This is a genomic window from Oxalobacter paraformigenes, from assembly GCF_000158475.2.
Lineage (GTDB): Bacteria > Pseudomonadota > Gammaproteobacteria > Burkholderiales > Burkholderiaceae_D > Oxalobacter > Oxalobacter paraformigenes.
The window spans coordinates 323,888-337,128 of record NZ_KI392030.1 but is presented as its reverse complement, the minus strand read 5'-3'; the positions used below and the strand labels follow the sequence as shown (position 1 = coordinate 337,128).

Below are 13,241 nucleotides of genomic sequence, written 5' to 3'. Positions count from 1 at the left end.
TTTTCAGGCAAAACCGCTTGCTTTATGTCAATGCACAGTCGAACGGATCTGCGATTGTATCCCTTGCTCCCGGGTAAATTTCAGGCGTGTGATAATAATCCAGACATCAGCACCGCCATTTTTGGAACGCATGCTTTTCGGAAACGGCCCGAAAGGCGCAGCCCGACGGATAATGCCCAGAGCCGCCTTGTCCAGCGCCGGATTTCCCGAAGACCTTTCAATACTGGGACCTCCTTCTTTTTCAAAAAGCGTTCCGTCTTGAAAAACAGGAATCCGCACCATCAATTCGCCATACAATCTTGACCCGTTTTTTTGAGGGAAATTGATCAGTCCAAGGTTTTCCACCCGTTTGCGCAACGCTTTGTAATACATGGCATAACCGACATCACGGGTACTGGCCGTGATCACTGGCCGGTTCGCCGCTCCGTATCCATTGGCGGTGTCGCCTCCATTTCGGTTGCCGTTCCGCCTGAAAACGACAGAGCGGCTATCGGGATCATCCGGTAATTGAAACGCGCCTGGCATTTGCCTTTTACTCATTATTTTTTTTTCAGCAGTGCCGCTTGCCTGAGCCCGTTTGGTGAATTTTTCAGAACCGGCTACTGTTTTTTTCTGATTTGGCGCTTCCCCTTTTTCCTTACCCGATCCCGGTGTTCCTGCTGCGTTCCCTCCGGACGATACTGCTTTTATACTGTCCGTTCCTTTTAACAATCCGGCATGTATTGTTTTGCGCGAAGGCGGACTGACCAGGACCACCTCAATTGCAGAGGCGCCTTTTTTCAGGTCGAACGATGTCGGGACTGCAAATCTGGCTGACAGCACAACCGCGTGTATCAGGACAGATACCGCAACCGCTATGCATAATCCACGATTTTGGAAAAGTGATTTCACAAGTTATATAAGCAAATAAACAGGGATCAGGCTGTCAGGCACGACGATGGACCCCTATAAACTATACACTGAATTATTCCGCGATTTCTTCCTCGCTTTCACTTAATTCATCTTCACTGGCGTCAGCGGACACATCCAGAAAACGCGCTTCAACAGACAGATCCACCTCATCCCACCGTAAAAGATCGACCTTGACCTGCGTCCCGCGAGCCAAAGCCCGCATTCCGGGCATTGGAATCGTCAACGGGATATCGACCAGCCGGATCATTTCCTCGCGGATAACAACCGCTTCCGTCTGGCGAATATCGTTTTGAGCCAGCCAGCGGAGACACCAGTACCGCTCCATTTTCGACTGGAATTCGCCGTATGCGCTATAGGCTGCGTCGAAAGCGCTTACGATGGCAAACAGACTGGCGTCTTTGGGCCGAAATGGCGCAGAAAGGGGAGCGGCTACACCATAATTGACGCACGCCAGAATCTGCCACTGATTGACCAGATCGGTATAGCGGCGCAAAGGCGAGGTACTCCATGCATACTGATCGACGCCAAGCCCCTGATGCGGCGCCGCATGTGTCACCATTTTGACCTGCATGCGACTCATCCATCCGCCGTTTCCGGTTCCCTGGCTCCGGTAAATACCCGGGATCCCGTGTTCGCTCAGCAGTTTTCCCCAGGTGCTGTTGGCGAAAATCATGAATTCCGCCACGATTTTGTCCAGAGGCGCCGTTCGTTTCCGGCGCTCAATAGTCACTTTCCCGTCATCGCCGACATAAAAATTGAAATCGACCCGATTGGTCTGCTCCGGTCGCAAGCCGAAAGCCTCCCGCTTTTCCATGCGTTTTTTCTCGAACACACGCGCACAACGCCATAAAATCCCGATATCTTCCTTATGCGGATAATCTCCTTCATTTCTGGCAAGACTGTCTTCCGTTATTAAACGATCGAGATCGTTATGGCGAAGATTTTCTGAAACCCGGATCATTTCAGCCCTTGTTTCCGTTTCCCTGACAGACCAGTCTGCCGGATCGACTGTGGCGTAGAGGCTGATTGCCGGCCGGTTTTCACCGGCGCTCAGCGTAAAACGGTTGACCAGTTCATCCGGCAGCATGGTAATCTTGTCGCCGGGCATATAAACCGTAGACAAGCGTTTTCTGGCAATCTCGTCCAGAGCGTCTCCCGGTTTTATCCCCAAGGCGGGCGCAGCGATATGCACGCCTATTCGGATCTGCCCATCCGGCAAATGCGTCACTGAAAACGCATCGTCGATTTCTGTTGTTGTGATATCGTCAATCGAAAAAGCCCTGACATCGGCGACAGGCAATTCAAAACGGGTATCGGGTATATCGATTTCGGGGAAGGAAATTCCCCGCGGAAAATGCTCGAACAGAAAACGCGACAGATGCAGTTCTTTTACGCCCGCGATCCCCCCCATGTTCAACAAAAGGCGTTCCGGTGAAACATGCATCTCATTGCACGCCATATCCAGCGCTTTGTACTCGATACTGTTTTTATCGGGTTTGCATATCAGTTGAAGGGCGTTTCCCTTTATTGAATCCGGCAAAATCCCCTGTTTCACTTGTTCAACGTACTGTTGCTGGATAATCGCTTGCTGTTTCTTCTTTTCGATGCTGGCTAATGCGGCTTTAAGCGATTTTTCCGGCGCAGCCTTGTACCGGCCTTTTCCCTTTTTATAAAAATACATGGGCGCCGAATGCAGCCTGAGCAACAAACCGGCCGCCTCGTCCGGTTTTGGATCGTGACCGAAATATTCCCTGCCCAGTTCAGCATAATCGAATTCGTTCTCTCCAGCGACTTCCCACAGAAAATCAGGATCGATTTCCGAAGCAATCTGACCGGCTTCGGCCAATAGCTGCGCCGGCTCATGCGAACCGAACTGGAACAGCACATCGCGTGCGCGCACTTTTGTCCGCTTCCCGCCTGGCAATTCGATCTGATATGCCTCACCCACCTGATTCAGAATACTGCCCGTTTTGAATTCTCCGGACTCTTCAAAGAATAAATTCATTTACCACTCTATCGCTAACTGATTGCACGAATACAGAACTTTACAGCTTTTCCGGACAGGATCAGGAAAACAGCCCTTACTCCATCCTATTTTTCACTCCGCAAAACAAAAGCACTTCGTCCAGATACTGGCTAAACACCGACAGTCCATGATCGCTTCCATCAATAATGATCTGATTGGCGCCTCTGTAATGCGATTGCATTAATTGCCAATCCAGCAATTCGTCCCCTTTTGCCGCCAAAAGCAGGTATCTTGCCGGATCAGTAAGACGAGTAATCCGAAGGGCTTTCAATTCTTTTTCGTATTTTTTCCGGAAATCAAGCCACTCCCGTACTTTCAAATCACTTTTGTCGGGCATATCGTCCAATATCTTTATTTTCCAGGGATCAATGACGGGATTTAACAGAACGGCCCTGCAATGGCATTGCTCCGCCAGCCAGCCCGCATAATATCCCCCAAGGGACGAACCGATAAGAGCGACTGAATCCGGAGGATGTTTTTCGATTTCATTAATTGCCATTTCTACGGATTTAGCCGGAGATAAGGGTAATTGAGGACAAATGTAGCGACAATCACTGCCGAGAGCGTCAAGTTCACGAGCAATCAGTTGCGCCTTGAAAGAAAGGGGAGAAGATTGAAATCCGTGTAAATATAAAATCATATCGGTTGTTTTCCTGCAAGCCGGTCGAGTATTTTCTGGTGAATTCCGCCAAATCCTCCATTACTCATGACAAGAATATGGTCTCCGGCTCTCGCGGATGAAACAATCTCCGTAACAAGCGAATCGATATCCTCAAAAGCACGCGCCTTTTCGCCCAATGGCCCCAAGGCTTCCTGCAAATCCCATCCCAAAGCATTTTTACCGGAGTGGGCGCCGTAACCGAAAACCAGATCCGCTTCCGCCAGGCTATGGGGCAATTTCTGTTTCATCGTGCCCAGTTTCATCGTATTGGAACGCGGTTCCAGTACTGCCAGTATGCGGGTATGGTTTCTTGCGCCAATTTTTCTTCTCAATCCGGCAATAGTGGCGGCAATCGCTGTCGGGTGATGGGCAAAATCGTCATAAACGGAAATTCCCCTGACCTCTCCCAGGCATTCCATACGTCTTTTGACGTTTTTGAAACGGGAAAGTGAAGCGATCGCCTGTTCAGGAACAACCCCTACATGTCGTGCAGCGGCAATTGCGGCCAGCGCATTCAAACGGTTGTGTTCACCCGTCAATTCCCATTTGACGGTTCCCTGCGCGACGCCGTCAAGAAATACCACGAAACCGTCGTCTCCGGCTTCCGCAAGCGTCCATCCATTATTCCCGCTCCCGCCGAACCATTCCTTTTCACTCCAGCATCCTCTGTCAATGACTCTTTTCAAGGCAGTATCACGGACATTTACAATAAGCCGGCCATTTCCCGCTATCGTTCGTACAAGATGATGAAACTGCGTTTCGATGGCCGAAATATCGGAAAAGATATCGGCATGATCGAATTCCAGATTGTTCAATATAGCCGTTTTGGGACGATAATGAACAAATTTGCTTCTTTTATCGAAAAAAGCCGTGTCATATTCATCAGCTTCGATGACAAAAAAGGAAGAATCCGCGTTCCCCCGCAAACGGGCTGAAATGCCGAAATTCAAGGGTACGCCACCGATGAGAAAACCCGGCGAATAACCCGCATCTTCCAGTATCCAGGCCAGCATGGACGTTGTGGTGGTTTTTCCATGAGTTCCGGCCACTGCCAGAACCCACTTGTCGTTCAGTATATATTCCCCTATCCATTGCGGGCCTGAAACATAAGGAAGCCCCCGATTTAAAATGGCCTCCATCAACGGGTTGCCTCGTGAAACGACATTTCCAACGACAAACAGATCCGGATTCAGTTCAATCTGTTTCTCATCGTATCCCTGTATCAACTCAATACCCTGCTCCTGCAATTGCGTGCTCATGGGCGGATAGACATTCGCATCGCAACCGGTTACTGTATGCCCTGCCGCCTTTGCCAAAACGGCAACCCCTCCCATGAAGGTACCGCAAATACCCAGGATGTGAATATGCATAATAGTTGACTAAATAATTGAATTGAAAATTTTACCCGCCATCCCGCCATTTACGCCTGTATCCGGAATAAAACGAATATGACTTCTTACCGTTTTCACGACATTGCCAATCTGCGACAGGAAATCGCCATTGCCGCTGCACGCATGATAGCAGAGGAAGGAACCAGTTATGACGTCGCCAAACGAAAAGCGGCCAGACTGGTTCTGGGCAATACACGTGTTACCGGCGAAATTTTACCGGACAACCCGACAATCGAGAATGAAGTCAGGTTATATAACGAACTCTTTCTTGCAGATACTCAGCCCGCCAGACTGCGCCACTTGCGGATGCTTTCCTTGCAATTGATGAAAAAGCTCGAAAAGTTCAATCCTTACATTACCGGAGCGGTCATGAAGGGAACCGGTGGCGAGCATAGCGAGATTCATTTACAGCTTTTTACGGAAAACGTCAAAGAAGTGGAAATTTTTCTTTTAAATCAGGATATCAATTTCAATGTCTCCGAATCGCCACATTTCCGCGGAAAGAGTCACGCGATAGAAACCATTCATTTTCTTTGGTGCGACGAAATGGTTCATGTTACGGTTTATGATCTTGATGATATACGCAGGCCGAACAAGTTTTTCGGAGCGCACAATGAAAGAGCCAATTTGAACGAATTGCAGGAACTTATCGATGAAAGCGGCAAGATCATCGGAAACAAATTTTAGAAATTCCCGGTTTTTTCCTTGCCTCTTTTTGTTATTTGACGGCAAATTGCTCACAATCCAATCCAAAAAGATTATTTTTTAAAGGTCATGGCAAAAAATATTCTTCTTCTTAACGGCCCCAATCTGAACCTTCTCGGTTCACGGGAACCACACATCTATGGAAAAACGACTCTGGACAACGTCGTTTCTTCCATACGCGCCGTTGTCGAAGCCGCCGGAGGAAAATTTGCCAGCTTTCAAAGCAATCATGAAGGCGATCTTATAGATCGGATACATCAGGCAAAACAGGACAAGGTCGACCTTATTGTCATCAATCCGGGAGGGCTGACGCACACCAGTGTTTCATTAAGAGATGCCCTTTCGGGTGTAAATATTCCATTTTATGAGGTTCATATCTCAAATATCCATCAACGTGAGCCTTTCCGCCATCATTCTTATCTGTCTCCCATTGCAGAAGGTGTAATATGCGGTTTTGGAACCGACGGTTACCGAATGGCTGTCGAATTCGCTCTCAAACATTAATTTCCAACCATTTAACTGTATTTTTGCGGGATTTCTATGGATTTACGTAAATTGAAAACTCTGATCGACCTTGTTGCCGACTCAGATATCGCCGAACTGGAAGTAACCGAAGGAGAAAGCAAGGTACGCATTGCAAAAACGTCTTCCATTCAGGGGCAGACTGTCGTCATGCAGCCGCAGCAGATCATGCCGCAGCAATACGTTCAGCCTTCCGTTGCCATGCCTCAGGTCAATGTAGCAACGCAAGCGATCGCTGCCGAAGCGGCCGCCGCGCCTGCCGAACCGGAAGGAAATGTGGTCAAATCGCCGATGGTGGGAACATTTTACAGCGCGCCTGCCCCTGGCAATCCCCCCTATGTTGAAGTCGGTTCTCCCGTCAAACAGGGCGATACGCTGTGCATTATCGAAGCGATGAAACTTCTGAACGAAATCGAGGCAGATACTTCAGGCGTCGTCAAACAGATTCTTGTTGAAAACGGCGAACCTGTCGAATTCGGACAACCTCTGTTTGTAATAGGATAAATCCGGCTAATATTGGCCAAAACAGCCTCATTTGCCGTTTATTTTCAGTTTACTGAACAATCTGCCACACTATGTTTGAAAAAATTCTAATTGCCAACCGCGGCGAAATCGCATTGCGTATCCAGCGTGCATGCCGAGAAATGGGTATCAAAACCGTCGTTGTCCACTCCGAAGCGGATCGTGAAGCCAAATATGTCAAGCTCGCGGATGAATCGGTCTGCATCGGCCCCGCTTCCTCGGCATTAAGCTATCTGAACATGCCGGCAATTATCAGCGCGGCGGAAGTCACCGATGCCGAAGCGATTCATCCTGGCTACGGTTTTCTTTCGGAAAATGCCGACTTTGCTGAAAGAGTCGAGAAATCCGGTTTTGTCTTCATCGGACCGCGGTCGGAATCAATCAGAATCATGGGCGACAAGGTCACTGCAAAACAGGCCATGATAAAAGCGGGGATACCGTGTGTTCCCGGTTCGGATGGCGCCCTTTCCGACGATCCGCAGGAAATCATTTCCACTGCCCGCAAAATCGGTTTTCCCGTTATCATCAAAGCCGCCGGAGGCGGAGGCGGACGTGGCATGCGTGTAGTTCATACTGAAGCGTCATTGCTGAACGCTGTCTCAATGACAAAAGCGGAAGCGCAATCCGCTTTCGGAAATCCTGAAGTTTATATGGAAAAATTTCTGGAAAATCCGCGTCATATCGAGATACAGGTTCTGGCAGACGATTTCAAAAACGCCATATGGCTGGGCGAACGCGACTGTTCGATGCAAAGACGCCATCAGAAGGTTATCGAAGAAGCGCCTGCCCCGGATATCCCGCGAAGACTGGTCGATCGCATTGGCGACAGATGCGCCGAAGCCTGTCGGAAAATCGGCTATCGTGGCGCTGGCACTTTCGAGTTTCTTTATGAAAACGGCGAATTCTATTTTATAGAAATGAATACACGCATCCAGGTCGAACATCCGGTAACCGAACTGATCACCGGCCTGGATCTGGTTCAGGAACAGATACGGATCGCTGCCGGTGAAAAACTCCGTTTCCGCCAGCGCGATATCCGGCTGATCGGACATGCTATTGAGTGCCGTATCAATGCGGAAGATTCGTTCACTTTTGTTCCCTCTCCCGGAAAGATCACGTCATGGCACGCGCCGGGCGGGCCGGGAATGCGTATCGATTCGCATGTTTATGCCGGCTACAAGGTTCCGCCTTATTACGATTCCATGATCGGCAAAATCATTGCCTACGGCTCAACACGCGAGCAGGCGATTCACCGGATGCAGGTCGCTCTGACCGAAATGGTGGTCGAAGGCATCCGGACCAATCTGGATCTTCATCGCGAACTGATGCACGATCCCAGTTTTATCAAAGGCGGCACAAACATCCATTATCTGGAGCAAAAACTGGCCGAAATGTTTCCTGAAAACGAAAAATGACGACAGGGAAAACGGCAGGAGAAACTGTGAACTGGATTGAAATCGTACTGGATGTCGCTTTCGAAGACACCAATGCCTTCTCGGATGCCTTGCTGGAAGCGGGTGCGCTTTCTGTCACGGTGGAAGACGCCGATGAAGGAACGCCTCGGGAAAAACCGATTTTCGATGAGCCGGGCGCAGACTCAAACGAGTATGCATGGGAAAGAAGCCGTATCATCGCCTTGCTTTCTCCGGATACCGTTATTGCAGAATTACTGAAAAACGCCGCAAATGAATGCAATTTAAGCGAAATTCCCTCGTATTCATTACGTGACGTTCCGCAAGAAGATTGGGTACGGGTTACACAGTCCCAATTCGACCCCATCCACATCGGCGAAAAAATCTGGATCGTTCCGAGCTGGCATGAAGTTCCCGACAAGTCCGGAATTGTGCTTGAACTGGACCCGGGACTGGCATTCGGAACGGGCAGCCATCCCACGACAAGCCTGTGTCTCGAATGGCTGGAAAAAAATGTGAAAAAAGATCTCAGCATTCTGGATTACGGGTGCGGATCCGGCATTTTGTCGATCGCCGCAAAAAAACTGGGCGCCAAAACCGTTACGGGTGTCGATATCGATCCCCAATCGGTTGCGACTTCCCGGGAAAATGCTGCCAGGAACCACTGCCAGATGTCCTGTTATTTGCCGGAAGAATTTTCCACTTCCGAACAGAGTATTCGATATGATATAGTCGTTGCCAACATACTGGCAGGTCCGTTAAAAACTCTCGTCTCTACTTTGTGCGGGCGTATTGCTCCGGGCGGTTTTATGGTATTGTCCGGTATTCTCGAAGGACAAGCCGATGACGTTATCGCCGCGTATGCTCCTTGTATTAAACTGTCGGTCTGGAAAAATCTCGACGGATGGGTCGCTTTGTCCGGGCAACTTGATTCATAATCCATTATAAGCATGGCACTGGCTACGCGTTGTCCACATTGCAAAACGGTATTTCAGGTTAGCGAAGCACAACTGAAGCTGCGTTCGGGAGCCGTCCGTTGCGGTGTATGCCAGAATCCTTTTAACGGTATCGACAATCTTATCGGCAAGGTTTCTTCTCAAACCGATGAGCCATCAAATAACCCTGAAACGACGAATCTCCCGGCTTCTTCAGATTCCGGCCCGATGGTAACGGGACAAAACCCCGTTAACCTGACAGATCAAAACGGCGCACGTCCTGCCAGCCTGCGGCAAGCCGATAGCCCCACAACAGCCGATGAGGAAGATTCTCCCGATGAAGCATTCATTCCGCCGAATGATGCGCTGAAAGAGGCTTTCGACAGGCAACTCCAGTCTCTCAGTCTGGACCTGAACGATTTTCCCGGCGTCAGCAACACTACGGGAACTTTTTCGTCTTCCATTTCCGCCATGCCTGGCACTGTCGAAAACAGTGGGGCAGAAGACGAAGGCGTTACTTCCCTCTCCGAAACGAGGGATATTTCCCCGGAAGTGGCGCCGGTTGATCGTGTCAAAAAAGGAGGGCCGGCAGAATCAGCCCCAAACGTTGACCCTTCTCTGTCTTTACCTCTTCCTCACGTCGGTGCCGATACATTGCCAGCCGCCAGCGCAATCCGTCACACGCCCGAAGAGTTGAGCAGGCTCCTTCACCAAAGAAGAAAAAAAGCGGCTATTTCCCGGACGTTATGGGCTTTTGGCATCATTTTACTTGCCGTTGTTCTGTGTGGGCAGCTTGTTTACCGCTATTCCGTGCAAATTGTCGCCTGGTGGCCTCCGGCAGGAGATCTTGTTGAAGCGACATGCGAAATTCTGTCATGCCCCGGCCCGAACCCCGTCGAATCACGACCCTGGAAGGTTGAATACGGCAACTTGACGGCAAGAGAAGGAACCAACGATCAGTTCACCCAACATATCACTGTTATCAATAAGAGCTCTTCTCCCCAATTATGGCCTTCACTGGCGGTAGAGATAACGGATGTGGACAATAATTTGCTCTCGCGGAAAATGATGGAGCCTCAGGAATACCTTCCGGAAGAATCCGGTGCCGCAAAAGGATTGCAACCTCACGAAAAAACGGATTTTGAACTTGCCCTTGAGTTCCGGCACGACTCGGCCATCAACAGCCGGGTCATTGTTATCAATCACTAATTACTTTAACCATTGAATATGACTTCTTTAATTTGCGGATCGCTGGCATACGATACCCTTATGTCGTTTCCCGAACGGTTTTCAGAATCCATCCTGGCCGATCAGTTACACAATATCAATGTCTGTTTTCTCGTTCCCCATATGAAGCGGGAATATGGAGGATGCGCCGGTAACATTGCTTACAACCTGAAACTTCTGGGCGGCAATCCCCTGATTATGGCCACAATCGGAATGGATGGCACTCCTTATCTGGAAAGGCTGGCCGAACTGGATATTTCCCGGCGCCATATCCGTACTATCAAGAAGACCTATACTGCACAGGCTTTTATTACAACGGACAAAAACAATAACCAGATTACGGCTTTCCATCCCGGGGCAATGGCTTTATCGTATGAGAACCGTATCGAGGACACCACCGGGGAAAATATTCAGCTTGCCATTATCGCTCCGGATGGCCGCGACGGGATGATCCAGAATGCCGACGATTGCGCAAAACTCGGGATACCGTTCATTTTCGATCCGGGCCAGCAATTGCCCATGTTCAGCCAGGAAGAACTGAGACATTTCATTGATCTTGCGACGTATGTCGCCGTCAATGAATACGAAGCCGAAATGCTGGCACAGCTTAGCGGGTGGACAACATCCGAAATCGCTTCCCGCGTCAAGGCATTTATTGTAACGTGCGCCGAACGCGGTGCCATTATTTATCAGAACGACGAAAAACTGGATATTCCCTGTGTCAAGGCGGCAAAAGAAGCTGATCCGACAGGCTGTGGCGACGCTTTCCGCGCCGGACTGATTTACGGACTGACGAATAACATGGATATGATGACTGCCGGCCGCCTGGGCAGCCTGATGGGTGCGATCAAGATCGAATATTCCGGCCCGCAAAACCATAAATTGGGTTCAAAAGAAATTGCCGACCGCTTTGAAAAAGAATTCGGCTATCGCTACCGGAAATAGAAACAACTTCAGGCGCGCTTGATATCAAGCGCGCCTGCCATAAAATCTTCCAAAACAGAAAACGTCTTTTCTTCAGGCTGCAGCAGACATTGCCTTCAGGGCAGCTGCAAGACGGCTTTTGTGACGAGCAGCCTTGTTTTTGTGGATTCGCTTTTTATCCGCAATCCGGTCGATAGTGGAAACCGTCTTCACAAACACGGAAGCGGCAACTTCCTTGTCGCCCGCCGCAATCGCTTTTTGTGCAGACTTGATTGCGGTACGCAACGCAGAACGCTGGCTGGAATTGTGTGCATTCAGTTTTACTGCCTGACGAGCGCGCTTACGCGCCTGTGCTGTATTAGCCATAGAATTTCCTAAAAACCTGTTAATTGTTTGTTTACGAGTTAATTCGTAATACAAAATTTGCTTAGCCTTTTATTTTATAGGATACAAAACCTTGTGACAATGCCTGTGTTGCACTTATGCCGTTTAAACCGGGAAAAAACCGGAGGAAAAATAACGGTCACCTCTGTCGGCGATTAGAAAAACGATCGTTGCCTCTTTCACGCTTTCCGACAAATTCAGCGCCACCTCGCAAGCGCACGCCGAGGATAGTCCGCAAAAAATGCCTTCATCGGACGCCAGTTTCCGGGCACGGTATTCAGCACAGGCCTGACTCACCGTTTCAATCCCGTCAATTTTCTTTTTTTCGTATATTCCGGGCCGCTGGTTGTCCTGCCACTTCATCATGCCGGAAATATAGGAGTTATTGCTTTCCGGTTCTACGCCAAGCACCCTGATTTTCCTGTTGCGCTCTTTCAGGTATCGGGAAACCCCCACAACAGTGCCGGACGTACCTATCGCACTGACAAAATGAGTCACTTTACCCTTGGTTGCCGTCCAGATTTCAGGACCTGTCGTCTTGTAATGGGCCAGTGGATTGGCAGGATTGCTGAACTGATCCAGCATGAAACCCTTGCCTTCAACAGCCATTTGCAAGGCAAGCGCCCGTGCATAGCGGATTCCGCCGCTCCGTGGCGTTAAAATAACTTCCGCACCGTACACTGCCATACTTTGCCGTTTAAAGACGTCTGTATTTTCAGGCATGATCAGTATGCTGCGGTATCCTCTGGTTGCCGCCTGCATTGCCAGGGCAATACCGGTGTTGCCGCTACTGGCTTCAATCAAGGTATCGCCCGGACGAATTTCCCCCCTTTCTTCAGCATCCTGGATCATCGCCTTGACGACCCGGTCCTTGACGGAAGCGGACGGATTGGCGCACTCCCACTTCCCAAGAATGAGATTATTCCGGTTTCTGGCCGATTCGGAGAGCGACCGCTGCAGTTTGACAAGAGGAGTAGCGCCAGTTGTATCGTCTATTGTACGGTAAGGCATAAAAACTCAAGTGGTTTTTCTGTCCAGAAAAGCGCGTGCAATGGTTCCAATATCCACATATTCAAGTTCCGCTCCGACCGGAACGCCTCGGGCCAGGCGGCTCACACGCAAGCCACGCGCTTTCAGCATCTCGCTGATATAGTGCGCTGTCGCCTCCCCCTCATTGTTGAAACTGGTTGCCAGAACGACCTCCTGCACGACACCGTCCGTGGCACGCCGGATCAACTTATCGAAACAGATTTCTTTCGGCCCGATTCCATCCAGAGGAGAAAGACTGCCCATCAATACGAAGTAGTAACCCTTGAACGTCAGCGTCTGCTCTATCATTATCTGATCCGCCGGGGTTTCCGTCACACACAGCAGTGAAGCGTCCCGCTCATTGTCCCGGCACATCTCGCAAATTTCTTCTTCGGAAAAGGTATTGCAACGTGCGCAATGCCGGATATTTGCAATCGCGTCGGACAGCGCGAGGCTCAATTTTGCAGCCCCGTCCCGGTCATGCTGAAGCATGTGGTACGCGATTCGTTGCGCAGATTTTGGCCCTATACCCGGCAAATGCCGCAAAGCCTGTATCAAGTTCTGGAGAGAGGAAAGCGGTTTCACTTTAGG

General features: G+C 49.8%; 14 protein-coding genes. 7 read left to right on the top strand and 7 right to left on the bottom strand.

What is annotated here, in order from left to right:
• Positions 1-27 precede the first annotated feature (27 nt).
• From OFAG_RS13625 to mpl, 4 genes are all read right to left on the bottom strand, one after another.
• The gene (locus OFAG_RS13625) at positions 28-540 is read right to left on the bottom strand and encodes a TonB family protein (RefSeq protein ID WP_147617717.1); all 513 of its coding nucleotides are present in this window, start codon (positions 538-540) and stop codon (positions 28-30) included.
• A 424-nt stretch (positions 541-964) separates the two neighbouring features.
• On the bottom strand, positions 965-2,917 hold the full coding sequence (locus OFAG_RS01550; protein ID WP_005878015.1) for a ribonuclease catalytic domain-containing protein: 1,953 nt from the start codon (positions 2,915-2,917) through the stop codon (positions 965-967).
• A 76-nt stretch (positions 2,918-2,993) separates the two neighbouring features.
• Positions 2,994-3,578, bottom strand: coding sequence for a YqiA/YcfP family alpha/beta fold hydrolase (locus OFAG_RS01545; RefSeq protein ID WP_005878016.1), 585 nt, complete (start codon positions 3,576-3,578; stop codon positions 2,994-2,996).
• Positions 3,575-4,969 (bottom strand): UDP-N-acetylmuramate:L-alanyl-gamma-D-glutamyl-meso-diaminopimelate ligase, encoded by a 1,395-nt coding sequence (gene mpl, locus OFAG_RS01540; RefSeq protein WP_005878017.1) that lies wholly within the window; start codon positions 4,967-4,969, stop codon positions 3,575-3,577. The genes OFAG_RS01545 and mpl overlap by 4 nt, the downstream gene beginning before the upstream one ends.
• Positions 4,970-5,047: 78 nt before the next feature.
• Here mpl and OFAG_RS01535 point away from each other — a divergent pair, with 78 nt between their 5' ends.
• The 7 genes from OFAG_RS01535 to OFAG_RS01505 all read left to right on the top strand — a co-directional run bounded on the left by OFAG_RS01535 (position 5,048) and on the right by OFAG_RS01505 (position 11,258).
• On the top strand, positions 5,048-5,677 hold the full coding sequence (locus OFAG_RS01535) for a hypothetical protein (protein ID WP_005878018.1): 630 nt from the start codon (positions 5,048-5,050) through the stop codon (positions 5,675-5,677).
• An 87-nt stretch (positions 5,678-5,764) separates the two neighbouring features.
• Positions 5,765-6,199, top strand: coding sequence for a type II 3-dehydroquinate dehydratase (gene aroQ / locus OFAG_RS01530; RefSeq protein WP_005878019.1), 435 nt, complete (start codon positions 5,765-5,767; stop codon positions 6,197-6,199).
• A gap of 36 nt (positions 6,200-6,235) precedes the next feature.
• On the top strand, positions 6,236-6,721 hold the full coding sequence (gene accB, locus OFAG_RS01525; protein ID WP_005878020.1) for an acetyl-CoA carboxylase biotin carboxyl carrier protein: 486 nt from the start codon (positions 6,236-6,238) through the stop codon (positions 6,719-6,721).
• A gap of 71 nt (positions 6,722-6,792) precedes the next feature.
• Positions 6,793-8,154: an acetyl-CoA carboxylase biotin carboxylase subunit gene (accC, locus tag OFAG_RS01520; protein WP_005878021.1), complete on the top strand. Its 1,362-nt coding sequence runs from the start codon at positions 6,793-6,795 to the stop codon at positions 8,152-8,154.
• A gap of 26 nt (positions 8,155-8,180) precedes the next feature.
• Positions 8,181-9,089, top strand: coding sequence for a 50S ribosomal protein L11 methyltransferase (prmA, locus tag OFAG_RS01515; RefSeq protein ID WP_020994720.1), 909 nt, complete (start codon positions 8,181-8,183; stop codon positions 9,087-9,089).
• Between the two features lie 12 nt (positions 9,090-9,101).
• Entirely contained in the window at positions 9,102-10,295 is a 1,194-nt protein-coding gene (locus OFAG_RS01510; RefSeq protein WP_005878023.1) for a zinc-ribbon and DUF3426 domain-containing protein, read from the top strand.
• Between the two features lie 18 nt (positions 10,296-10,313).
• On the top strand, positions 10,314-11,258 hold the full coding sequence (locus tag OFAG_RS01505) for a carbohydrate kinase family protein (RefSeq protein ID WP_005878025.1): 945 nt from the start codon (positions 10,314-10,316) through the stop codon (positions 11,256-11,258).
• A 72-nt stretch (positions 11,259-11,330) separates the two neighbouring features.
• Here the strand turns inward: OFAG_RS01505 and rpsT are convergent, their stop codons facing one another.
• The 3 genes from rpsT to recR all read right to left on the bottom strand — a co-directional run bounded on the left by rpsT (position 11,331) and on the right by recR (position 13,235).
• Entirely contained in the window at positions 11,331-11,603 is a 273-nt protein-coding gene (gene rpsT / locus OFAG_RS01500) for a 30S ribosomal protein S20 (protein ID WP_005878027.1), read from the bottom strand.
• Positions 11,604-11,726: 123 nt separating this feature from the next.
• Positions 11,727-12,632, bottom strand: a complete 906-nt coding sequence (locus tag OFAG_RS01495; protein WP_005878034.1) for a pyridoxal-phosphate dependent enzyme — start codon at positions 12,630-12,632, stop codon at positions 11,727-11,729.
• A gap of 6 nt (positions 12,633-12,638) precedes the next feature.
• Positions 12,639-13,235, bottom strand: a complete 597-nt coding sequence (gene recR / locus OFAG_RS01490; protein WP_005878036.1) for a recombination mediator RecR — start codon at positions 13,233-13,235, stop codon at positions 12,639-12,641.
• Positions 13,236-13,241 lie beyond the last annotated feature (6 nt).